This window comes from Clostridium amazonense (assembly GCF_056431285.1).
Genome location: NZ_JBWKMH010000023.1, coordinates 95,419 through 120,316, shown reverse-complemented (window position 1 = coordinate 120,316; position 24,898 = coordinate 95,419). Strand labels below are relative to the sequence as shown.

At 25.7% G+C, this 24,898-nt stretch carries 24 protein-coding genes; 13 read left to right on the top strand and 11 right to left on the bottom strand.

What is annotated here, in order from left to right:
* Positions 1-231: 231 nt before the first annotated feature.
* Positions 232-1,725: a Na+/H+ antiporter NhaC family protein gene (locus AC07E4_RS08770; protein WP_478216146.1), complete on the bottom strand. Its 1,494-nt coding sequence runs from the start codon at positions 1,723-1,725 to the stop codon at positions 232-234.
* Between the two features lie 904 nt (positions 1,726-2,629).
* Positions 2,630-3,235 carry a peptidylprolyl isomerase gene (locus AC07E4_RS08765; RefSeq protein WP_478216145.1) on the bottom strand — a complete coding sequence of 202 codons (606 nt, stop codon included), beginning with the start codon at positions 3,233-3,235 and terminating at the stop codon, positions 2,630-2,632.
* A gap of 153 nt (positions 3,236-3,388) precedes the next feature.
* On the opposite strand from AC07E4_RS08765, the gene AC07E4_RS08760 reads away from it, so the two are divergent.
* The gene (locus AC07E4_RS08760; protein WP_040327258.1) at positions 3,389-3,727 is read left to right on the top strand and encodes a DUF1622 domain-containing protein; all 339 of its coding nucleotides are present in this window, start codon (positions 3,389-3,391) and stop codon (positions 3,725-3,727) included.
* 6 nt (positions 3,728-3,733) lie between these two features.
* On the opposite strand, the gene AC07E4_RS08755 is transcribed toward AC07E4_RS08760, so the two are convergent.
* Entirely contained in the window at positions 3,734-4,960 is a 1,227-nt protein-coding gene (locus tag AC07E4_RS08755; RefSeq protein WP_478216144.1) for an MFS transporter, read from the bottom strand.
* 800 nt (positions 4,961-5,760) lie between these two features.
* On the opposite strand from AC07E4_RS08755, the gene abc-f reads away from it, so the two are divergent.
* Positions 5,761-7,644 carry a ribosomal protection-like ABC-F family protein gene (gene abc-f, locus AC07E4_RS08750; protein ID WP_478216143.1) on the top strand — a complete coding sequence of 628 codons (1,884 nt, stop codon included), beginning with the start codon at positions 5,761-5,763 and terminating at the stop codon, positions 7,642-7,644.
* A 51-nt stretch (positions 7,645-7,695) separates the two neighbouring features.
* On the opposite strand, the gene AC07E4_RS08745 is transcribed toward abc-f, so the two are convergent.
* Both AC07E4_RS08745 and mprF read right to left on the bottom strand, forming a co-directional pair.
* Positions 7,696-7,833 carry a clostri-philic family protein gene (locus tag AC07E4_RS08745; RefSeq protein WP_187372127.1) on the bottom strand — a complete coding sequence of 46 codons (138 nt, stop codon included), beginning with the start codon at positions 7,831-7,833 and terminating at the stop codon, positions 7,696-7,698.
* 270 nt (positions 7,834-8,103) lie between these two features.
* Positions 8,104-10,638, bottom strand: a complete 2,535-nt coding sequence (gene mprF / locus AC07E4_RS08740; RefSeq protein WP_478216142.1) for a bifunctional lysylphosphatidylglycerol flippase/synthetase MprF — start codon at positions 10,636-10,638, stop codon at positions 8,104-8,106.
* A 738-nt stretch (positions 10,639-11,376) separates the two neighbouring features.
* On the opposite strand from mprF, the gene AC07E4_RS08735 reads away from it, so the two are divergent.
* The gene (locus AC07E4_RS08735) at positions 11,377-11,889 is read left to right on the top strand and encodes a hypothetical protein (RefSeq protein WP_478216141.1); all 513 of its coding nucleotides are present in this window, start codon (positions 11,377-11,379) and stop codon (positions 11,887-11,889) included.
* Between the two features lie 173 nt (positions 11,890-12,062).
* On the top strand, positions 12,063-13,016 hold the full coding sequence (locus AC07E4_RS08730; RefSeq protein ID WP_478216140.1) for a transposase: 954 nt from the start codon (positions 12,063-12,065) through the stop codon (positions 13,014-13,016).
* Positions 13,017-13,231: 215 nt separating this feature from the next.
* Here AC07E4_RS08730 and AC07E4_RS08725 read toward each other — a convergent pair whose 3' ends face one another.
* Positions 13,232-13,963, bottom strand: coding sequence for a class I SAM-dependent methyltransferase (locus AC07E4_RS08725; protein ID WP_478216139.1), 732 nt, complete (start codon positions 13,961-13,963; stop codon positions 13,232-13,234).
* A gap of 109 nt (positions 13,964-14,072) precedes the next feature.
* Between AC07E4_RS08725 and AC07E4_RS08720 the strand changes: the two genes are divergently transcribed.
* The 3 genes from AC07E4_RS08720 (at position 14,073) to AC07E4_RS08710 (ending at position 16,125) form a co-directional block, all read left to right on the top strand.
* Positions 14,073-14,519, top strand: a complete 447-nt coding sequence (locus tag AC07E4_RS08720) for a hypothetical protein (RefSeq protein ID WP_478216138.1) — start codon at positions 14,073-14,075, stop codon at positions 14,517-14,519.
* Positions 14,520-14,546: 27 nt separating this feature from the next.
* A complete protein-coding gene (locus tag AC07E4_RS08715; RefSeq protein ID WP_478216137.1) occupies positions 14,547-15,035 on the top strand; it encodes a GNAT family N-acetyltransferase in 489 nt (162 codons plus the stop codon).
* A 583-nt stretch (positions 15,036-15,618) separates the two neighbouring features.
* Positions 15,619-16,125 carry an NUDIX domain-containing protein gene (locus AC07E4_RS08710; RefSeq protein WP_051540083.1) on the top strand — a complete coding sequence of 169 codons (507 nt, stop codon included), beginning with the start codon at positions 15,619-15,621 and terminating at the stop codon, positions 16,123-16,125.
* 40 nt (positions 16,126-16,165) lie between these two features.
* Here AC07E4_RS08710 and AC07E4_RS08705 read toward each other — a convergent pair whose 3' ends face one another.
* Entirely contained in the window at positions 16,166-16,507 is a 342-nt protein-coding gene (locus AC07E4_RS08705; RefSeq protein WP_478216136.1) for an SdpI family protein, read from the bottom strand.
* 66 nt (positions 16,508-16,573) lie between these two features.
* Positions 16,574-16,936: an SdpI family protein gene (locus AC07E4_RS08700; protein WP_034440495.1), complete on the bottom strand. Its 363-nt coding sequence runs from the start codon at positions 16,934-16,936 to the stop codon at positions 16,574-16,576.
* A gap of 384 nt (positions 16,937-17,320) precedes the next feature.
* Between AC07E4_RS08700 and AC07E4_RS08695 the strand changes: the two genes are divergently transcribed.
* The 3 genes from AC07E4_RS08695 to AC07E4_RS08685 are packed head-to-tail and all read left to right on the top strand — an operon-like array spanning position 17,321 to position 18,995.
* On the top strand, positions 17,321-17,860 hold the full coding sequence (locus AC07E4_RS08695) for a GNAT family N-acetyltransferase (protein WP_034440494.1): 540 nt from the start codon (positions 17,321-17,323) through the stop codon (positions 17,858-17,860).
* Positions 17,861-17,877: 17 nt separating this feature from the next.
* Positions 17,878-18,504, top strand: coding sequence for a class I SAM-dependent methyltransferase (locus AC07E4_RS08690; RefSeq protein ID WP_034440492.1), 627 nt, complete (start codon positions 17,878-17,880; stop codon positions 18,502-18,504).
* A gap of 23 nt (positions 18,505-18,527) precedes the next feature.
* Complete coding sequence (locus tag AC07E4_RS08685) at positions 18,528-18,995, top strand: GNAT family N-acetyltransferase (protein ID WP_034440490.1); 468 nt, start codon at positions 18,528-18,530, stop codon at positions 18,993-18,995.
* Positions 18,996-19,073: 78 nt separating this feature from the next.
* On the opposite strand, the gene AC07E4_RS08680 is transcribed toward AC07E4_RS08685, so the two are convergent.
* On the bottom strand, positions 19,074-19,400 hold the full coding sequence (locus tag AC07E4_RS08680) for a hypothetical protein (RefSeq protein WP_034440489.1): 327 nt from the start codon (positions 19,398-19,400) through the stop codon (positions 19,074-19,076).
* A 95-nt stretch (positions 19,401-19,495) separates the two neighbouring features.
* Here AC07E4_RS08680 and AC07E4_RS08675 point away from each other — a divergent pair, with 95 nt between their 5' ends.
* From AC07E4_RS08675 to AC07E4_RS08665, 3 genes are all read left to right on the top strand, one after another.
* Positions 19,496-19,771, top strand: a complete 276-nt coding sequence (locus AC07E4_RS08675) for a hypothetical protein (RefSeq protein WP_034440488.1) — start codon at positions 19,496-19,498, stop codon at positions 19,769-19,771.
* A 157-nt stretch (positions 19,772-19,928) separates the two neighbouring features.
* Positions 19,929-20,291 (top strand): VOC family protein, encoded by a 363-nt coding sequence (locus AC07E4_RS08670; RefSeq protein WP_034440486.1) that lies wholly within the window; start codon positions 19,929-19,931, stop codon positions 20,289-20,291.
* A gap of 99 nt (positions 20,292-20,390) precedes the next feature.
* Positions 20,391-20,759 (top strand): VOC family protein, encoded by a 369-nt coding sequence (locus AC07E4_RS08665; RefSeq protein WP_478216135.1) that lies wholly within the window; start codon positions 20,391-20,393, stop codon positions 20,757-20,759.
* A gap of 84 nt (positions 20,760-20,843) precedes the next feature.
* On the opposite strand, the gene AC07E4_RS08660 is transcribed toward AC07E4_RS08665, so the two are convergent.
* Together AC07E4_RS08660 and AC07E4_RS08655 are read right to left on the bottom strand one after the other, a co-directional pair.
* Positions 20,844-23,033, bottom strand: coding sequence for a DNA topoisomerase III (locus AC07E4_RS08660; protein ID WP_478216134.1), 2,190 nt, complete (start codon positions 23,031-23,033; stop codon positions 20,844-20,846).
* 303 nt (positions 23,034-23,336) lie between these two features.
* Complete coding sequence (locus AC07E4_RS08655) at positions 23,337-24,773, bottom strand: DEAD/DEAH box helicase (protein ID WP_478216215.1); 1,437 nt, start codon at positions 24,771-24,773, stop codon at positions 23,337-23,339.
* Positions 24,774-24,898 lie beyond the last annotated feature (125 nt).

Below are 24,898 nucleotides of genomic sequence, written 5' to 3'. Positions count from 1 at the left end.
AATAAATTCCCCCATTATAATATTCTTACTGATCATAGTTTCAATAGTAACTATCACTATTACTTTGGATATTTTATAAAACTATGTTTTTATATTGTTTTCAATTAATTTGCTGTGCAAATTTAATAAAAAATCATTTTTTAAAATTGGAAATCCAATTATCACTTGTAAGTTTATTCAAAATAGAAAGAGCCATATCAAAATTTTATTTCGCTATGGCTCTTTGATTAATTACATTATTTCTACAGATCCCTCATAATATTCTTCTCTATTTTTCTTTTTAAGTTTAACTTGTGGTTCTTTAGGTATTCCAAATAACGGTATAAACCTATCTAATCCTGTTATTGTAAGTAATAACAATGAACCAACTGCAACTATGGCCATTACATTGTATCTAATAAATGAAATTGCTGTAAATTTATATAGTGGATATACTGCATTAGCTATGGATACATAAAATCCTAAGTAAACATGCCAAGGAATTAATTGAGAACCAAATACTCCAAGTGCACTTGAAAATGTGGCATTTCTAAGATAAAGTTTGTACATATCTTCTTCACTACCTTCAACATTTTCATCTACTAATTCCTTTATAATTGGTCCTATAGTAACTATTTGAGCCATTTCATCTGCTAATAATGCATTTCCTAGTATTGATAAACAACCATTAAAAAACATTAACTGTCTTACATTTCTAGATACAAGTATAACAAGTTTTGATATAGGCTCAAAAGCTTTCATTTTTGCCATTATACCCCCAAAGGCTCCAACCCACATCATCATTACAATTACAGTTTTTCCTGCATCACTAAATCCTACCTGAACTAACTTTAAAAACTGAGGAATAGTCGTAGTTCCTGCAAGTAATCCTAATAATAAAGAGGATACTATACCCATAGATAAGCATGCTATTGTAGATATTCCTTTTATTGCAGCTACTATAACAATTATTAGTGGAATAATCATATATAAAGGAACTCCCACTTTAACTTGATTTAAAAGATCTACTGCTTCTGGTCTTTTCTTTCCAAGAACTGCCCAAACATCTTTAGGAATTGAATCAATTGCTGATGCCGCATTAACTGATGCTACATTTGAAAGCTTCATTGATATGCTTAATACATAAAATATTATTGCAGTTATAACAAGACAAATTCCAGACCAAACTCCTTGATTTTTAATTCTATCTATAACTTCAACTTTTTGAATTCCCGAACTGACTACCGTTGTATCTGATATTAACCCTATATTATCACCGAAACAAGATCCACCAGCAATTGCTGCTACTGTTAATAATACATTTCCTTCAACTATATGTGAAAGCCATAAAAATATTGGTGCACATGCAGCAAAAGTTCCCCATGAAGTACCTGTTGCCACAGATAATATTGCTGTTACTAAAAATCCTATTACAGCTACTGACCTTGCTGTAAGTCCAAGTTCCAATGCAACATTTACTATTGCTGCACCAACGCCTGTAGCCATGAATGCTGATGCCATTGCATATGCAAACATAAGTATAAAAAATACTAATTGCATTGATTTAACATTTTCGACTGAACAATCTACCAGTTCATTAAATTTTATTTTTTCTGTTACATATGCTACAATTGCAGCCCAGCAAGTAGCAATTGGTGCTGCTATTAAAATTTCCATACCACTTAACATAAGCCCAACTAAAATAGCAACTGGTGAAAGTTTTAAGATTCCATTTAAAATTTTCAATTTTATTTCCCCCTTTTTTATATAAGGCTTCAAACTCATTTTCAATTTTTTATAAGTTTCTCACCTTATATCAACCCCATAGATATAATTTATTATGTATTAATTTACAATATTTTAATAATTTTTGAATAAAAATTCATTTGCTTAGTATAATTTTAAGCCTTAAAATTTGTATAGGTAAATTATATTTGCATATGCCAACGAATTCAACAGTTTTTGAAATTTCTAATAATTTGTTAATATTTTGTATATATTTTATGGAATTTATTCAACTTATTCTAATTTATGTAATTTTTTTATGTAATATATTAAACTAAAATCCCTTTAAAATATACTATTACTTAAATATATTTATATTTCTAAAATCCACATTATAGTTATCTATAGGATTAAAGGTTCAAAATGAAAATAATATATTTATTAAATGATACTACTAAACTTACAATTTATTTCTATTTTTGTATTTGAAACCAAGTAATAAGTATGAGTGAAAAATAAAAAATTATACTAAATATTACTCACTTCTTCCTAAGATTTAAATATAGAAACACATAAAAACTATTTTTAGATAGTATTTAAATACTCTTATTTATTTTAAATTTTGTTCATTTTATATAAAAATTTATATTTAAACCTATTTTTTCTTATTTTTAATATAAATTCATTTTTTATTCATACAAAATTAATATTTGACGCTAATAAATAATCTTTCTATACATTATTACTTTATAATTATACTAATATATTTTTGTATTCAACTATTATTATACATATCCTTATACACAAGATTCATAATATTCATATCATGAATTTTCCTGTTATCTCTAATTTAAATTTTACTTTTAACGCTAAAAAAGCCACGAATAAAATTAAATTATTCATGGCTTTATATAAAATATAAATGTTATATAACTTTATGACCAGATTTTTTTCTTTCTTCAATTATATCGTTATTCTTTTTTACCATTTCTTCTTTTGTAAACCCTGGTAATTTTTCTGGCTCACCATACTCCACACCAAAAGTATCAACAGTCATTTTTTCAATAGCAACTTCTTCTGCAGCTTTATGAAAAAATCCTATTTCTATTGTTTTTATTTTACTTATTCTATCTACCTCATCCATTCCCTCTACAACTCGTCCAAAAGATGTAAATTTTCCATCTAATTGTGGTGTATCTACTGTTACAATGAAAAACTCACTATTTTCAGTATTAAATTCAAATCTTCCAAGACCTATAGTTCCTCTTGTAAATTTTAAATTATTATCTACACCATTTTCCTTACATTCACTTTTTATACTATATCCAAGAGTTCCTGTTCCATCATTATCAGGACATCCACCTTGAATAAGTTTATCATTTTCAACTCTCCAAAATAATAAACCATCAAAGAAACCTTTTTTTATTAACGCAATAAAGTTTTTAACTGACTCTGGTGCTTCACTAGGATACAACTCTATTTTTATTTCTTTACCATCTCTTATTTTCATGTTAACTATTGGATTTTTCATTTTAATCTGTCCTTTCTAATAAAGTTATATAATTTTCTAATTACATTATATACTAATATTGTTTTAATTCATAATTTTAAAATTATTTCTTTAATATATAAATTATTTTCTACACATAATAGCATTAATCAAAATTAAAGTTAGGTGAAATTTATGATTGAAAATATAATTGAACATTATCTCCCATTTATTATAAGTGCTTTAGAATTTATGGGTATAACAGTAATAACTATTGGTGGTTTTAAAGCATTTTATCATTACTTGAAGGGATTAATTTTAAAAGAAGAATATCCAGTAAAACATCAATTTGCAAATGCTATGGCTACGGGACTAGAATTTAAGCTGGGAGCTGAAATTTTAAAAACTGTTTTAATTAGAAGTTTAGACGAAATAGTGATCTTAGGTTCTATAATTCTTTTAAGAGCCCTTATGACAATTATAATTCAATGGGAAATGAAAAATGATGAAAAAACTAGGAGAGAAGAAAGATAATCTCCCTTAGTTTTTTCTTAGTAACTTATTAAATCTTAATAAATACATAAATACTGAACCTACAAGTACAACTATTGAAATCACCATCCAGGATGTTGTTACTCCATAACTTTCAAGCATATTCCCCATTATAAATGGTCCAATAGCATTTCCTGTTCCATAAATAAGTGGAATCACAGCATTTACTCTTCCTCTATGAGAAGCTGGTGTAAGATTAGTTATAAAAGTTCCACTATTAGTAGAAATAGCAACTTCTCCTAATGTCATTATAGCTATGGCCATAAAAAACATTGGAAGTATTTCTATAAATCCACATAACCCAAATGCAATAGCATACAAAAGCCCACCAAAAGATATTATCTTTAATATATCTATTTTTCTTGTGCATGCAGTTAATACTGGTGTCAATATTATAACTAATATTCCATTACATCCACTTAAAAGTCCAAAATATTTAGCACCCTTACTTCCAAAAATACTTCCAAGTTGTATAGGTATAGCAAATCCCCACTGAGAATATGCAAACTGGAAAGTAAGCATAATAAGTGCAAAGTATATAAGTATTGGTCTTTTTAAAAACACCTTAATAACCGATCCACTTTCTTCACTTTCAAATTCATCACTACTATTTTTTTCATCTTCATTTTTAACATGAGTTTCTTTAATAAAGATAGTTATAAGACTTAAAGATATTAGTGTTGTAATTGCATCTCCAATAAAAACTAGCGGAAGATAATTTTCATATAATAACCCACCTATTATAGGTCCCACAGAAAATCCTAAGTTAAGCCCCATATATATAAGTGAAAATGAAGCTTTTCTATTTTCCTTAGTTGTAATATCTCCAACCATTGAATCATATGCTGGATTTGCAAAAGAAGAAAAACAGGCTACTACAATTATCATATACGCAAGTTTTTTAGACGGATTTATAAAACCACACACTATAAATAAAATTGAAGCTATTCCTTGAAAAATAACTATAACTTTCTTTCTTCCAACACTATCAACAAGCTTTCCTCCAAGTATTATACAAGGAGCTTGAAGTATGGCTGCAAAGGTTACTAATGATCCTGCTTCCTTTACTGTTAATCCTATTTTTTGAGTTAATATTAAAGAAAGTAAAGGAAAAACAAATGCCCCAATGCAATTAATCATTTTACCAAAAAATAATATATAAACCTCTTTTGGTAGTCCCCTATATGTTTGTAATAAGTTTGTCTTTCTTTTCATGACATTCCCCCTGTGTCATTAATATTTTCTGAATTTTCTTTATTATACTTTTTCATTTTATTACTTTAAGTTTAGAAAATCAACATTATCCTATTTCTAATGTATACTATACTAAAAATATGTATCTTAATTACTGTGTAATTTTGAAATAATTATGAATTTTCTTTGTTTTTGTTGATATTATTTGTATTTAGTTTTATACTGATTAATATAAATATATTATTTGTTAAAAGGAGGTGTAAAAATGAATACTCGCTTTATATATAAGATGTCAAAAATTAGAGCTATATCTGTTAGGATCTCTGCATTTTTATGCTACTAACGGTATTGTTATGCCTAATTTTAGATGTGTTATGAATAAAGCAAGTAGTTCATCTTTCACCGGTTAACCTTTTTAAATTTTTAAATGAAAATTTATCCGGGTAAGTATGACCTTGCCCGGATTTTTATATGGAACTCTAAGTTGATTTAAACTATAAATTTCAGATAAATAATAAAATCTTAGTATTATATAGTAAAACAATTTAAATTTATCTTTTTTACTGTAAAAGTCTTATTTTTAAGTTGCTGTTAAATATTTCTATTTTAAAATTAACAGTTTTAAAATAGACAATGTATTGTTTTTAATATTAAGATTAAAGTAATTAATTTTTGTTATCTTTTATTAGTTTTAATAATTTATAGTGATAAATGTACTCTATCTTTAATTCTTTCAACTTACTAAAAAATCCGGGCAATGAAATATAGTTCTATCTATATTTATACTTGCTCGGTTTTTATTATGTTAGGAGGAATTTATAATGAGTGAATTATCATTAAACAATGTATCAAAATATTTTGGAGCTACCTTAGTTCTAAAAAATATTAACTTTGAAGTTTTTAAAGGAGAAAAAGTAGGCTTAGTTGGAAGAAATGGATGTGGCAAAAGCACTATTTTGAAATTAATTACAAAAGAAGAATCTATAGATAAAGGTGATATCATCATAAGAAAAGATGCTACTATTGGATATTTAAGACAAATACCACAGTATGATAAAAATCATACTGTTAGAGATATTTTGAATATAGCATTTAATGACATCTATGCTTTAGAAAAACAAATAAAATCTATAGAAAAAAGCATGAAAGATGCAAAAGGTATAGAACTTGAAAAACTATTATCAAAATATAGTAATTTACAAGAAAAATATGTTATATTGGGTGGCTATGATAAAGACGAAAAGTTTAGTAAAGTTTGTGGTGGCTTAAAAATCACAAATACGTTTTTAGAGAAAGATTTTGACACCTTAAGTGGTGGTGAAAAGACAACAGTAATGCTTGGTCAAATACTTTTAGAATGTCCAGATATGCTTTTATTAGATGAACCTACAAACCATTTAGATGTTGAATCCCTGGAATGGTTAGAAGGCTATTTAAAATCCTATAGTGGATCTGTAATTATAGTGTCTCATGATAGATATTTCTTAGATAATGTTGTGAATAAAATAGTAGAAATTGAGAACTTTGAAAGCACTGTTTATAAAGGCAACTATTCTAAATATATAAGTGAAAAACATGAGAATAAATCAATTCAATTAAAACATTATAAAGATCAACAAAAAGAACTTAAAGATATGGAAGATTCATATAAAAGATTCCGTAAATGGGCTCAAGAAGGTGGCGGAGAAAAGTTTTATAAAAAAGCTGAAAATATGAGAAAAAGAATAGAAAGAATGGATAAAATAGATAAGCCAAATTTAAAAGAAAAGAATATGAATCTTTCATTTTTAGACACTGAACGTTCTGGAAATGAAGTAATAAAGGCTATAAATATAAGTAAATCCTTTGATGATAAATTACTATTTAAAGATGGTAATTTTCTTATAAGATATGAAGAAAGAGTTTCTCTTATAGGTTCAAATGGATGTGGCAAATCTACACTTTTAAAGATTTTATTAAATGATGAAACTTTAGATAATGGAGTACTTTCTTTAGGTGCTAATGTTAAAGTTGGCTATCTTCCTCAAATAGTTGAATTTGAAGATGAAAATCTAAATGTTTTAGATTGTTTTAGAGGCAATTTATATCTAAGAGATGGAGAAGTACGTGAATATCTATCGAAATATATGTTTTTTGGTGAAAGTGTATATAAAAAAGTTAAATCTCTATCTGGTGGTGAGAAAACTCGCTTGAAACTTGCTAAGTTGCTTTTTAATGAAGTTAATTTATTAATATTAGATGAACCTACAAATCATTTAGATATTGAATCTATTGAAAATCTTGAAAAGTCACTGCAAAATTTTAAAGGTACAATTTTCTTTGTATCTCATGATAGATACTTTATAAATAAAATTTCTACAAAAATAATATCTATAGAAAATAAGGCCTTTAATATTTATGAAGGAAACTATGATAATTATAAAACTATAAAAGCAAACCTAGTTGAAGAAACTCAAAAAAATTCTATAAAGAAAGAGAAGAAAACTAGACCTGTTAGGACAAATGTAAAAAAGAAATTGGAGAATGATACCTTAAAACTAGAAGATAAAATTTCTGTATTAGAATCTAAAATTCAAGAGTTAGAAAATTATATGCTTACATTAGGCCCTAATTATGAAGAAATAAATAAATGCTTTAGCGAAAAAGAAATTCTTCAAAATGAATTAGATGAAGTCTTAAATAAATGGGTAGAACTTTCTAGCTAATTAAAATAAATTTAAGGTGACTTTTTGGTCACCTTAAATTTATTTACTAACTTATTCTATAGGTTCACCTTCAAAGTTTTCATATTCTGGAGGATTTTTAGAATTACCTACGTTATTTTGATTTTTATGTAGCTTTTGTCTTCTTTCACCTTTTTGTAGTGAATTGTTAGGTTTATGCTGTTTGCTCATAAAGTCTCTCCTTCCTTTAGGTTTAAATAAGCTTTTAGGTATTATATACTTTAACATTTATTCATTTATTTAACTGGAGGGCGTTATTATGGTAGTAGTTATTAGTGTAGCTTTAAGTTAAACTATTTTATGATTTATGTATTTTAATTTCTAATACCTAAAAGCTTAAAATTAGTTTTACCTTTTTAAAATTTTTGATACATGGATTTTTATTATAAAAATAGCTTTAACTTGAGAATTCATTTCAAGTTAAAGCTATTTAAAATTTCTTTATTTATCTGAATTTGGACTTTCTGCTACTAATTTAGCAAGATCTACAAGTGTTGATGGTAATTTAGAGCTTGCTGGATACGCTAAATATCTACCATGCCATGTTGGATCAAATTTTTCTTTATATCTTCTAAGTCCTTTAAAGCTATATATTTTATTTCCATAATTAAATACATATCTTCCCATTCTTTCTTTTACTTTTGAAAATTTATTCACTCCAACATTTGAAAGTGGTGCCATTCCTAAATTAAACTCCTTATATCCTTGTTCTTTTGCCCAATTAATAAATGAGTAAAAAACAGCATCCATTGTGCCATTAGGTGGATTTGGAATTAATCTCATAAGATCTATTCCTACAGTTTTATTGTCATAATTTGGCATAATAGTACCAAATGCTATTATTTCCCCTTCACATTTTACAATTCCAAGTGGTGCTAAATTTATATATTCTTCATTGAACCATCCTAATGAATATCCCTTTTCTTTTCTATCTCCTAACCATTTATCTGAAATTTCTTTTGTTTTTTCTAAAATTTCCTTATCAAATGGTGGATATAACATTTCGAATTCAAAAAGTCCTCTTTCAATTCTATTCTTTATATATCTAAGGTCTGCTTTTTTCTTTCCATTCAAATTAAAACCTTCTAATTGTACAAAAGCTTCTTCTCCTAACTTAAAGAAGTTAAACCCATTTTCATGATATATAGGAAGATTTTCCTCATTTATTTCATAAAATACTGGTGTCATGTGATATTTATCTGCAAATTTTCTAAACTCACTAATACCTTCTTTAAATAAACTTTTATCGCCTATTGGATCACCTAATGCTATCATCTTATCATCATATGTTTTAAATGCAATTAATACCTTTTTATCCATAGCATAAAAGAAATTCTTATCCTTTAAAAATAATAGATGTGTTTTACTGTTTCCTTCATACTTCTCTAGAAACTTCTTCAGTTCTTCTAAATCTTCATTATCTGGCATTTTTAACTCTAATTTTTTTAAACTTAAAAATTGAATCATAAAAACTATTATAAATAATATAAATAAGTACGTAAAAATGGCTTTTGGACTGTACATAAAATCTTCTATTAATGAATTATATCCTAATAAAGGCTGTCCATTATTTATAACTTTATATATAGCTAAATAAAACAAACTTATAAATAATATTGTTACAAAAGATAAAATAGCTGTCTTTATTTTCATTGAAGATTTTTCTCTATAAAAACTATCCTTTGCTAAATATAAAAGAAATGCTATTAAACTTAAAAATATTGCTTCTTCTATGTTGAAGCCTTTAAGTAATGTTAATACTGCACCTACTATTAAAAGAATTTGTGTTGCTCTATATGCACTTTTTACTTTATCCATTATACCTTTTGAAAGTATTATTAATATAAATCCTATACCTGTTATTGTAACTTGTGAAAATTGCAATATAGGCGTAGACAAAAACTGATGCACTATTTTAAACCTATCAAGTAACATTGGTACTGTTGAAGTTACTAAAAGTAATGCTCCACAAAATAATGTTAATGCACCTAATGCCTTTATTCCAAATTCATTTAAGAATGCTAAATTCTTCTTATTTTTCTTTAAAGTTTTAGAATGTAAAAATTCTACTACCAATGCTGCCATAGATAAAAGCCATGGAACTATATAGTAAAATATTCTAAAAAATAGTATTCCACTTAAAATACCTGGAGAACTTATTCCTAAAAGCTTAAATCCATATATACAAGTTAAATCAAATGAGCCTATGCCCGCTGGTATAAAACTACATATACTTACAGTTATACCTAAACAGAATACACCTATACCTTCACTAAGTGTTACTTCCGGTACAAAATACTTTATTATCATTGCAAAAAATAGTCCTGCAACAAGCCATTCAGTTATTGCAACTGCTATCATTTTCATTTTTATCTTGATTGATACACTTGGAATAATTTTTCCTTCACATTTATTTTTAATATAAGGAATCTTATCTATAAATAAATAAAATGGTATATATAATCCAATTATTAATGATAAGATAAAAAATAATTTATTATTAAGTGTATATGCAAATTTAGAATTTATTAAAATTAGTCCTGAAAGCCCTGTAAGTGTAGTTAACCAAATCACAAAAGTCATCTTAAAAGAATCTTCACTTGAAACATCTTCCTTTTTATAGAAAGCAGTTCTAAGTCCACCAGCTGCAACTCCTCCAGCACCTATAAAGTTATTAGTAGTATTAGCAATCCAAGATACCTTAAATGTTTTGATTTTCCCTATATCTATACCTAGTTCTTTGCAAAGCACTAAATCATATAGTGTTGTTACTGCAAGTGCTGCTAACCCTAATACAGTAAACCCCATAACCACTGAAACCTTCTGATTTTTTATAATGTCACCTAACTCTATAAAATTAATCTCATTAACATCATTTCTAAGTAGCATTAAAATAAATATTACTATGCTAAGTCCCATCAAACTTTTTAGCATAAGTATCTTATTTCTCCTACTAAAAATCTTTTCTTTTTTCAAAAATAACCACTCCTAAATATAATCTATTTTATCCCTTTTTAATCTAAAATCTATTTTACACTACTTTAACATTTCATATAATTGATTTACATTACAAATTCTTTACATTAAAATTACAAAATTGTAATCTCAAATTTACCAAACATTAATTAATAGACATATTATAATAGCTTGTTATAACTTTTTCTACATTTTAAATTATTTTTAAGATTCTATTAAACTTTCTCAATTCTTCAATAATAATTATAACTTTAAATTCTACATTATTTCATAACAAATTCTTAATATTTTCTTAAGATTAGACATTAAAGTTTTAAATCGAAAAGCAACTTTTATTTTTAAATATTTATGATAGATCTTGTATGCTAACATAGAGTACCATTTAATTTTCTAACATACTTTGCTATTTTATTGTAAAACAGTGAATTTATTAGGCCTTTAATTTTAATATTTGCATATAATTCATAATCATCACACTTTGAAAAATATCCGAAATTCAACATTTAGTTTAACTTTTTCATTAAATAAATAATTTTATTTATTATAAATATTTAACTTTTATTACGTTATTTTATTACAAACTTCCTATTTATATATTTTCGACATAATTTTAATATAATATGTAACATATTAAATACTAATTCATATATTATACTATAAATACAATTACTTCTAAAGTAAAAATAATTGTTATACCCTTATTTTTACTTTAAATTATATAAAGCGAGGTAGGAATTAATGATAAATCATAAAGATTGTTATAGTTGGACATGTGATTGCTGCAATAAAGGTGATCATAATAACTCTAAAAAGTGTGAGTCAGACTACTGCGATAAATATGATCACGATTCTTGTAAAGAATATGATTATGACTGTTATGATAAATGCGACCATGATTATTGTGATAATAAAAAACATGGTTGTTACTACAAGTGTGATTATTGTTGTTATTACAAATGTGATTATGACTATTATGATAATTCTAAACATCATAATTCAAATAAATGTGAACACCACAATTCAGATAAATTCAAAAAAGATTATTGCGATAGATGCCATCGTAAATCTTGTGACAGATGCTCTGATGATTATTGTGATAGAAAATGTTGTAAAAAACATTATGATGATGATTGCTATGATGATTATGATGACAGATGTAATCACAAATGTTGTAAAAAGCATTACGATGATGATTATGACAATGACTGCTGTCATTGCTGTTGCCATAAAAGAAAACCATGCTGTTACTAAAAGTATAATTAATTCTAGATTTATTGATTTAAAGGCTTTGGATAATATCCAAGCCTTTTACTTATGACTATCATTTATTTAACCTATTTATTTAATCCTAATATTTTGATTAAATATTTTATAATAGTTAATAATCTCTCCATAATAATTATAATTATTATGGAGAGATTATTTTGTCACATCATGCAAGAATAATTAATATAAATGTCATATATCATATAGTTATAGAACAATCTGATTCTAAACCACTATTTCCTAACGATACATATAAAGATGCACTTCTTGAAAAAATAACTGAAAGCAAAATAAAATATCAATTTGTAGTTTATGCTTATTGCCTAATGGATACCCATGCTCATTTTATAATTGACTCAAACGGAGAAAAAATTTCAGATATAATGAAAAATATTAATCTCAGATATGCAAAACACTACAATAAAAATAAGAAAACAAACGGACCATTATTAAAAGAAAGATTTTTTAGTGAGCTAATAACATCTGATGAATACTTACTTAAAGCCTCATTGTATATTCATGCTAATCCTAAAGATACCATAAGATTTAGTTCACAACCTCAAGCTTATAAATATTCAAGTATGCGTTTTTACTTAGGTGAAAAAGATGAACTTGAAATAATTGATAAAAGTTTCATACTTAGCATTCTATCAAAAAAAATATACTATGCTATTGAATCATATGCTCAACTTTTTGAGTATACATTAGAACAAAATGCTAAACACTTTAAAGAATTAGACCTTTCTATAAAAATAAAACTTAAAAACAAAGAATTTAAAATAGACATTAATAATATAGAATTTGAAGTAACTCGAAACATCCTAAAAAGAGATTTTGAAACAGAACAAATAATTAAATTCATTGAAGAAGAAACAGGTATACTAAAAAGCTCATTTTTAAGCAAAAATACCCATGGTGTAAAACTTCCAAAGGCCCTTTTTGCATTATTATCTGGAATATATACAAGAAGAAGTACTTATGAAATTGCCTCTCTTCTTGGTGGAATCTCTATTGAACAAGTTAGTATGCTCTGTAATGATGCAATTCAATTAATATTACATAACCCAGACTCCAAAAATATAATTCAAAAATTTTATAAGGAAAATAAATAGAAATTTTTTATACCCTAAATGTAACTACATAAATTTTTTTGAATTAAATTTTTCTACTTTAATACTTTGTTGTTGTACAAGCCCTATTTTTATAAATCTAAAATATACTTTTGTATAAAACTATATGTATTATTACTTGTCCAAATTTATTTTGCACAAAATATTTTTTAAATATAGGTGACAGTCACCAACAAATGATGACTGTCACCTATAAATCATATTTTTGTTGCAATAATTTTATATATAGGAACCTCCATTCCATTTGTTCTTGTTGCATATTCCTCTAATTTTTCCATTTCTTTTTTTATTCCATTTACAATGTCTTTATCTTCAAGTTTGTTTAGCTTTTTATTTAATCTATTATTCGAAAATTCTAAGCAATTATCTCCTAAAAATTTAGATGAGTCCTTTTCCCATTCTATATCTTTAAATCCTTGAAGTTCTAATATTTTTGCTAATATATAAGGATTAATTTCATTAAAATGACTGTCCCCTAATAACATTGAAGTTGCTCTACGCAATTGCCATTTTCTTTTCCATACATATTCCATATCATTTGTTTCTATATCTATTGGATATTCTTCTTCTATGTATAATGCTCCATTTTCTTTTAAAACTTCATTAAATTTATTTATAGCTAAAATTTCACTTCCACATTTAGAGTTTATTGAACATAAAGTATAATTACAGACTAAAAAATCTATTGAATTATTTTCAATACCTTCAAGTATACAACCATCTGTTTTAATAAACTCTACTTGTACATCGTAATTTCTTATTTCCTCTTCTATTTTTTCAAAGTTATCATCATTTAAATCTGTAGTTATAAGTTTGCATCCATTAAATTTGCTCAAAAATTTAGCAAGCTCTATTGTGGTTCCTCCCCTACCAGTTCCAACCTCCAACACAACTTTATTAGAAAAATCTTGACCATAAAAATTAATCATAAACATACCTCATTTCTATTTTAAATAAGAAAATATTGTATAAATTTTCAAAATATACTACAATAGATATTGTACCATATTTTTCCGTATACTTTTGGGAGGTATTAATATGTTTTTTGATGAATCTTTAGTAAAAGATTATTTAATAAAATGGCAAGATATTTTAAGATTAAAAGATTGGGATATTAAATATGAACTTGTAGATGTGGAATGGCGAAAAAGTGGTGATATAAAAATTGATATGACTGACCGAAAAGCTATTCTTCTTATAAACACATTTAATCCTAAACAAACAAATTTAGAAGCACTCGTTATCCACGAACTTTTACATTTAAAATTATGGGGAATGGATCAAATGCTTGAGGGATTATTATATTCAGTGTTTGGAGAAGATGACTCCGATCCTAAGTTTAACTTTGCTTATACTGAATTCATGCATATATTAGAACCTACTGTTGAAGATTTAGCAAAAAGCTTTTTAACTTTAGGTGGAGAAAATAAAGAAATTTCTTTTGGTCGTGTTCAAAAACTTGTAGATGAAGAATTAAATAGATAAATAAAAAATTTATTTCTGAGGTATAAAATGAATAATATAAAACTAAAGAAAATAGTTACAAATAATAATGATGACTGTCACCAAATGAATTATGACTGTCACCTTACAAATCTTTTGAATAATGATAAAAAGCTGCAATTAGCTTTAGGATCTAAAAATATTAATATATCTATAGACGAATTTATTCATACTAATTATGAATGGTGCAAAAGTACAAATTCTGAATTATTTGCGATAGTTCTTAATGATGCTGCCATAGGCACAATTTCATTGAGTAAACAAGATATGGTTAATAAGAAATCACAAATTGGTTATTGGATAGGAAGCTCTTATTGGAATAATGGCTATACTACTGCTGCATTTAAAGAACTTTTAAATTATGCTAAATCTAAAAACATGAAATATGTCACAGCTAAAATCCAAGAAAACAATATTGCTTCTATTAAAATGTGGCAAAATGTTGGCGCTGATATAAAGTTTAAAGAAAACTATTTTTATGTTGCATTAAATTTATAGAATATATAAAGGAGCTTTAAATGAAAAAGAAATATACTGCTTTAATATTTATTGTTATTTTATTAATAATTTGTATTACATTTTTCAAAGAATTTAATAGATATTCAAACATTATAAATTCAAACTAGGATATAGATATTCCAATATGTTCAAAAGAAATATATGAAATTGATAGTGGTCCAAGTTTCCATGGTGATGGTGAAAGATATCATATACTTAAATATAGAGACACTAAAAAAGTTCATACTACATTAAATTGGCAAGATAGTAATAACCTTATTTTAGAAGATGATGTGAAATCAATTCTTAATAATTTAAATGTTCCAATTGAATATCATCCTAATTTTAATCATGACTACAAATTCTATTATATCTCTAAAGAAAATAATGGTTCAAAGATATATATGATTTTAGATGATAAAACTAATAACCTTTATTAGGATAGAACATTTTCAATAAATTCATATTAATTAGGATGCTTAATTTTATATTTCGTAATTAAATTAACTATTTCTACCTGAATTTGAGCATATTCTATGTAAATCATTAAGAAAAGTTTTAACAGAGACTGAAAGGAGTTTTTATGGAATATTTTGATATTTTAAATAAAGATGGAATACCTACTGGTAGAGTAGCCCCTAAAGGAACTGATGTTTTTAATGATGATTATTATTTAGGTGTGCATGCTTATTTGTATAACTCAAAAGGTGAATTTTTGCTTCAACAAAGGGCAAAAACGAAAGAATTTTTACCTGGTGGTTGGGATATACATATGGGTCATGTAATTGCTGGCGAAACTGGAAAAGAAGCTATTCTAAGAGAAATTCGTGAAGAACTTGGTTTAAATCTTAATGATATAACTTTTATTAAACGAGTATGCTGGGAAAAATACAATCACCTTATTGATATCTTTATCGCATGTATCGATGTTAATGTGCAAGATTTAGTTCTACAAAAATCTGAAGTTGATGATGTTAAATATGTTTCTAAAGAAGAAATGCTTTCCCTTATTAAAGAAATGGATTATAGACCAAAAGAATATCGAATTGCAATTAAAAATTATATAGAAAATGAAATTAAGATTTCTTAATATAAAAAATGGCGAGATTTCTCGTCATTTTATTAGATAATTATTTTCTACTACCATCTTTATTAAATATTCTTCTTAACTTAATTTCATCATAAACTATCATAAGTATAGATCCTACAACTAAAAATATCATTTGTATATTTAAATTAACTACATCATCAAGCCCTAATGTGAAATTTAAAATTCCTCCTATACTCATACTTACTATTCCAAATACACTCATGCTTTTGCCACCTTGTTTTTGAGCTTCATCCCAAGTATCTTGGTTTTTGTATGCCATATCCGTTCTATACCCTATAAAACTATTTATTTTTTTAGGTGGAAATTTATATAATATTAATCCACAAATAAAAAATACTATTCCTGTTAATAAAGATATCATACTTTAACACATCCTTACTTTTTTTAATATGTAATATTTCAAATACTACATGTTTCTAAGATTTTCTTAAACATTTTTATCAATATTTATTTTCCTACTACCATCCTTATTAAATATTTTTCTTAAGTGTATTTCATCACAAATTATCATAGTTACAATTCCTCCACTACAAATTAACATTTGTATGTGCATACTAAAAGTAATATTTTCCTTCATTGCAAACCATAAAATTGAACCTAAAACTATACTTACTAAGCCTAATATAATCATGCTTTTTCCACTTTGCTTTTGAGCCTCATCCCAAGTTTCTTGATTTTTTGATGACATAGGTGTTTTATATCCCAGTGTACCATTTATATCGTTAGCTGGAAATTTACTTAGTACTACTCCAAAAATTAAAAATATTGCACCTACTAATACACATATCATTATTAACTACCTCAACTTTCAACTCTAATAAAAAGCAGTATGCTATACATAAAAATTATATATACCTTTAATATGTATATAATGTTAATTATACACTTATTATGTTATAAATTTACTATATACTATGAATATAGTATTAACATTGTGTTGTTAAATAATCCTTTTATTGAAATATATGGTTTAATTGTATTATACTATTTATTGTTAGCTTTTTTTCTTCTTTTTTTATAAAGTTTCAAACTAATAGTTGAAATTAATTTATCTGAGACTTTTCACATCAAACTATTGGATTCCAAGTTAATCTTCAAAATTTAGATGCCATTAAGTGTAAGATTATCTTTGAAATCCTTTAAAAATTACGTAATTAAGGAGTACTTTAAATAAATGAATACTTTAGAAACTGACAGATTAATTATAAGAAAGTTCTCACCTAGCGATTGGAAAGACCTATATGAATGTCTTTCTAATGAAGAAGTTGTGAAATATGAACCTTATAATGTACAAAGTGAAGATGAATGTATAGAAGAAGCCTACCTTCGTTCAAACGAAGATGCTTTTTGGGCTGTTTGTCTTAAAGATAGTAATAAATTAATAGGAACTATATATTTTCAAAGACAAGAACCACTAGAATTTTTTACGTGGGAACTTGGTTATGTCTTTAATATTTTATATCATAAAAATGGTTATGCTACAGAAAGTTGCACTAAAATTTTAGAATATGGCTTTAATAATTTAAATGCACGTAGAATAGTTGCAATGTGCAACCCACTTAATGTTCCTTCTTGGAAATTATTAGAACGATTAAATTTAAGACGTGAAGGTCATTTAAAACAAAATATATTTTTTAAATATGATGATGAAGGAAATCCTATCTGGAATGATACTTATGAATACGGCATATTAAAACATGAATGGACAAGCTAGTAGGAGGTTTATAATGCATGACAAATACTAAAGCTATAAAATTTAATAAGATGATTTATGATAAAACTAATGATGAATTAGGTCTATTTGAAAAATATGATGATGTTTTGTATGAGATACAACAAAGAATATTTAACTATAATGCTAGTTCCATAGTTGATATAGGCTGCGGAACTTGTAATTTATGTGGTGAATTAAGTGATAGTTTAGATGTTATAGGTATTGATAATAACTTGGACATGCTTTGTTATTCATCTAATAAATTTAAAAATATGAAATTAAAATTAGGAAATTTCTTAGATGAACCTTTTAAAAGAAATTTTGCTGATATAGTTGTGTCTACTTATGCTTTTCACATTTTAAATACTGATGAAAAGAAAAAGGCACTTAACAATATGTTAGGATACTTAAAAAGCAATGGAAGAATTATAATTGCAGATTTTATGTTTTATAATAATTTAGAAAAAGAAAAGTGTAAAAGTTTATTTTATGAAAGAAATAGAAAAGATCTTGTAGATTTTATAGAATCAAAACATTATACAAATTTAGATGAGTTTACTAATTATATAAAATCATTGGATCTAACCTTTTCTATTGATCATATTATAAATTTTACATGGATATTAGAAATAACTTTTAAATAGCAAAAATTAAGGAGTTTAAAAATATGTGTACTATAAAAAATTATGAATTTAAAAAAGTTTCAAATAGAGATGTTGAAGATATGCTTACATGGAAATATGGTGGCATATATGAATTTTTTGACAATGATTTTTCTGAAGGTAAAATAAGTTATATAAAAAGCTTTCCTACTATTGAAAATGTTTATTCTATTTACTCTAGTAATGAATTAATTGGAAATTGTTCATTTTACTTTAATAATGACCTTCCTACCTTTGCTATTCAATTAAGACCAGACTTAACAAGTAAAGGTATGGGCAAAGAATTTTTAAATAATATTTTATTATTTGCAAAAGAAAAATATAATTTAAATAAAATAGGTCTTTCTGTACTTAAATTTAATGAAAGAGCTATAAGGCTTTATAATAGTTTGGATTTTAAAGTTACTAATGAATTTATTGGTAAGACAGTTAAAGGTGAAATGGAATTTCTAAGCATGGAAAAAGCTTTATAAAACTTAAAATAAAACTACTAAATGATATTAGTATTATATATTAACATCATTTAGTAGTAAATTTATAATATTTTAAGTTTAATTATGAAAATTAATTGCTAATTCTCCATCACCTATAACTACAATAGTAGAGTTCTTAGAAACATTGCCTATATTAATCTTTTCATGATAATCACCAAACTGCTTAAATATTTGTGTAGCTCCATTATCATTAACAATAAGTATACATGCGAAACTATTTTCACTTATAAGCTCAGCTGTAGTACCATCATTCAATTCATCCTTAATGTGATAAATACCCTCTTTGTAAACATTTGACGTAGGAATAGTATCTGCTGCTTTAACATTAACAACTAAACAATTACATAATAGTAAGACTGTCACTATAAATTTTTTTAAATTCATTTCATCACCTCTTATTAAATTGTCTTATACTCGTAGTATTTCATTAAATCAAAAAAATATTAAAATAAATTATTAATTTTAGGAGGTTTTCCATTTTGGGAAAATATAAATCACTGAAAATAGTAATATTTTTGCTTGTAATTGCCTTAATACTTTTAAATTTATTTCATATAATTAGTCGTAAAATTTTAACACCAATTTTGATAGTTATATTAGTTATTATAAATGTTATAAATATTAATGACCCTTGTAATAATAATGAATCACCTAAAACAAAAAAAGAAATTATTCTTTCTATTTGGTCTATAATTACTATAATTTTAATATGCTTCTATGCTGTAATACTTTTCCTTTCTTTTTTAAATACTTAACAAATATGACATACTGATGTCTTATTTAAAAGTTTATACTTTAATTATAAATTTAATAAATATTTATAGAGTTAAAAGTTCATCTTTAAAATCAATACATTTAAACTAAAATAGATAATTTAAAATTAGACTTTACTTCTCTATTGGAGGTTTTTTTATGAAGTTAAGTATAAACATAAATTCCTTGTATATATGTGTTAAAGACATGAAAAGAGCTATATCATTTTATGAAGCCTTATTTGATCATTCTGTAGATACAGAAGATGAGGTGTTCAGTATTTTTAAATTAAATGACTTTAATTTTTGCTTATTCAATAATGAAAAAGTAAATGAACACGTACTGTATGGTTATAACTGTTTACCTAGTTTTGAAGTTAATAATATAAACTTATTAATAGAAAAATTAGAACTTCTTAAAGTTAAAATAGTATTTCCATTAAGTAAAATTAACCATAACTTAGTTTTGGAATTTGAAGATAGTGAAGGTAATCATATAGAAGCATATTATAAGATAAAATAAGCATATTATTTTAAAATTGAATTTATTTCCATAAACATCCATAAATACAAATGTGTTATAATAATGTAGTTTAATAAATTTACTTTTGGAGGATTTGACATGAATTTTAATATAACATTGAATTCTTTAACTATTGCTGTTAAAGATATGGATAGAGCAATAAATTTCTACGAAAACTTTTTTAATGAAAACTTAAATGTAAAAAATGAAATTTTTAATGTTTTTAATTTAAATGGATTTGAATTTTGTTTATTTGATAATGAAAAAGCATTTGAGTCTGTTTCATATGGTACAAACTGTTTACCAAGCTTTGAAGTTAACGACATAAATTTAATAGAATCAAAACTTAATAAATTAAATGCTCAAATAACATTTCCATTAACTCAAATAAATAATAAATTAGTTTTAAATTTTGAAGATAGTGAAGGCAATCTTATAGAAGTTTATTCTAAATTAAATTTAAAATAGAGATAGGTTAAACCTATCTCTATTTCTTATTACAACATTATCTTATTTTATAACATATTTCTTAAAACTTATAATTATACTTATTTACTTTTTAAATAAATCTCCTAATGCTGCAAATGGATTGTCCTCTGCTGCTTGTTTCTCTGCTTCTTTTTGCATCTTCTTCATGTAGTTTTTAACATCTTTTTTATCTATCTTACCGCCTTTTTCAAAACGTTTCTTAAATACAGATGCTTTTTCTCTAAAGTTACAATTAGCTCCAGAGCATACATAAATTTGACCTTCTCCATGTCCTTTTATCACAAGTTTTTTCTTACATTCTGGACATCTAGCATTAGTAACTCTACTTACAGCTTCTCTATGTCCACATTCTCTATCTTGACATACATTCATAACACCATTTTTAGTTTTTACTTCTAGCATGTATTTACCGCATTTAGGACATTTACTACCTGTTACATTATCATGTACAAATTTATCACTACTACCTTTAACATCATCAACAAGTTTTGTTGCATAATCTCTCATTGAACTTGTAAAGTTTTTATCATTTGCTTTTCCTTTACTTATACGCTCAAGTTCCCCTTCCCACTTAGCTGTTAAAAGTGGTGATTTTAAATCTTCTGGAACCAAATCTATAAGTTGTTTTCCCTTAGATGTTGGAATTAAATCTTTACCTTGTTTTTCTACATAGAACATATTATATAATTTCTCTATTATATCTGCTCTTGTAGCAACTGTTCCTATTCCACCTGTTTCCCCTAAAGTTTTTGCAGATTCTTTATCCATTTGTACATATTTTTGTGGGTTTTCCATAGCTGAAAGTAATGTAGCTTCATTAAATCTAGCTGGTGGTTTAGTTTCACCCTTTTTCATATCTACAGATAAAATTTCTACTTTATCTCCTTTTGACATCTTAGGAAGTGTTTGTTCCTTTAAGTCATCACTATCATCATCTTCTACATCTCTATCATAAAGAGCTTTCCATCCTTTAGATTTTACAACTTTACCTTTAGCTACAAAGTTTTCCCCTTTTACATCTACTTTTATAGTAGTTTGTGTATATTCAAATGGATCTAACATAACAGATAAAAATCTTTTTATAACTAAATCATATACATTTTTTTCTTCACTACTTAAATGTGATAACATAACTCTTTCTTCTGTTGGAATAATAGCATGGTGATCACTTACTTTATTGTTATCTACAAAAGATTTATTTGCTTTAATTCCTTTTCTTAATACATCATCACAGAATTTTTTATAGTTTCCAAGAGAAATAGATTTTATTCTATCTTTTAATGTTGGAACTATATCTGTTGTTATGTGTCTTGAATCTGTTCTTGGATAAGTTAATATTTTATGATTTTCATATAATCTTTGCATTATTGATAATGTTTGCTTTGGAGAATAACCAAAAATTTTGTTACAATCTCTTTGAAGCTCTGTTAAATCATAAAGCATTGGTGCAAAATTCTTTTTGTCACTTTCATTGACTTCAAGTATAGTACCTTCTTCTCTATTAACTTTTTTAACTATATTTTCAGCACGATTTAAATCAAATAATCTAGAGTTATTGTTTTTATCTAAATAAGTTAAATTAAATCCTTTGCACTTTGCATTTATAGTATAGTAGGCTTTGGGTTTAAAATTCTTAATTTCATTTTCTCTATTAACTATCATTGCAAGAGTTGGTGTTTGAACTCTACCTGCTGAAAGACTTGCATTATATCTACAAGTTAATGCTCTTGTAACATTTAATCCAACAATCCAGTCAGCTTCTGCTCTTGATATAGCTGCTTTATAAAGATTTTCATAATCCTTACCTGGCTTTAAATTTTTAAACCCATCTAAAATAGCCTTATCTGTTTGTGAACTAATCCATAATCTTGAAAGTTTTCCTCTGTAGTGACACTTATCAAGTATCCATCTTGCAACGAGTTCCCCTTCTCTACCAGCATCTGTAGCAATAACAACTTCATCTATATCTTTTCTTCCTAAAATGTTTTTAATTTCATAAAATTGTTTTGCACTTTTCTTTATAACTTCTAATTTCATTTTGTTTGGAAGCATAGGAAGGTTTTCCATATTCCAACTCTTATATCTATCATCATAACTTTCTGGTGATGCTAAAGTAACTAAATGACCTAATGCCCAAGTTACTATATATTTATTTCCCTCTATATATGATCTTTTATTTTGATTGCATTTTAAAACTCTAGCAAGATCTCTACCAACACTAGGTTTTTCTGCTAAAACTAATATTTTTCCCATAATTTCCTCTTTTCCTAAAGAATATCTTTAAATTCATTTAAAGATTCATTATATATTTTATATAATAAGTTAAAAAATAATTTCATTTCAAAGCCTTATTTTATATCCATATGAAAGGCCGCCAAGACTGAAGTCTCATCTACGAAAGAAGAAGTAAAAATTAAATAGATAAACTATTTCATTCATCATTTTCAATCTTCAATCTTCAACTTTCAATTAACAAATTAGATAAGAATTCATTCTTGCATAAGACTATTATTTATATTTTACCTTGTTTTAACTGTTTTCTCAAATAAGTCCTAATTACTTTTTAGCTTTTTGAATTTTTAATTTTTTCCCTTTTATAGTTATTTCTTTGTTATTTTTAAGGAACATTTGTCCTTTATTATTTAATATATCTACAAAAGAAAATCCATCTTGAACGTCTATAATTCCTATATCTTCTCCAGTTAGTCCCTGTACATTGCTTAAAGCTCCAACTATGTCTATATTTCTTAATTTCTTTTTCTTCCCGCCACTTATATGAATTTTTGTAATTTCACTGTGAACTTGTTTCTTTTTATTATTTTTATTCTTTATAAATTCCTTTTGACTTTCTTTAAATTTTATTTTTCCATCTCTAATTTTTTCACCTTCTGGAAAAGCTCCTCTTTCAATGTTATATCCAATATACTCTTGAATTTCATCTAAGAACTTTTTCTCATAATTTGATACAAATGTAATTGCCTTTCCTTCTTTTCCAGCTCTTCCAGTTCTACCAATTCTATGTACATAGCTTTCTTTTTCCATTGGCACTTCAAAATTGAAAACATGAGTTATATCTTCTATATGAATTCCTCTAGCAGCTACATCTGTTGCAACTAAAACCTTAAATTCATCATTTTTAAATTTTTCCATAACACTAAGTCTTTCTCTTTGTTCCATTTCACCATGAAGTTCTTCTGCTAAAAAGCCTTCTTTTCTCATAAGCTCATAAACTGACTTAACTTTATTTCTTGTATTACAAAATACTATGCATTTATTAGGCACTTCACTATATATACTTTGCCATAATAATTTAAACTTAGCATTATCCTCAACATTTACAAAGCTTTCTTTAATTCTATCTCTGTTAAACACTTTAGATTTTACATTTAAAACTTTAGCATTTTTCATGTAAGATTTACTTAAAATTTCTATTTCATCTGGAAGCGTTGCAGAAAATAATGTTGTAACTCTATTTTTAGGAAGTTTATTTAATATGTCTTTTATTTGATCTATAAATCCCATATTTAGCATTTTGTCTGCTTCATCTACAACAACATATTTTAACTTGTTAACTTTTAAAGTTCCTCTTTCTATGTGGTCAGCAATTCTTCCTGGAGTTCCTATTACAATATGTACTCTTTGTTTAAGTTCTCTTATTTGATCATTAAATGGTTGTTTTCCAAAAACTGCAGCACATCTAATCTTTTTTAATCTTCCTATATCAGAAATATCATCTTTTACTTGCATTGCAAGCTCTCTTGTTGGAACTAAAACTAAACATTGAACCTCAGAACTTTCTACTTCTACCTTTTCACAAAGTGGAATACCAAAACTTGCTGTTTTTCCACTACCTGTTTGTGATTTAACTATAATATCAGTATCTTTTAATATGTATGGTATAGCCTCTTTTTGAACTTCTGATGGCTCATCAAATCCTAGGTTTTTTAGAGCCTTTAATATATCTTCACTTAAATTTAAATCCTTAAATAATATGTTTCCCATTGTATCTCCTTTTTCATTAAATATAATAATAGGAAACTAAGCTTATATAAATTGCACATAAACTCAGTTTCCTATATATATTATTATCTATAAATTTTTCATTAATGTACTATATT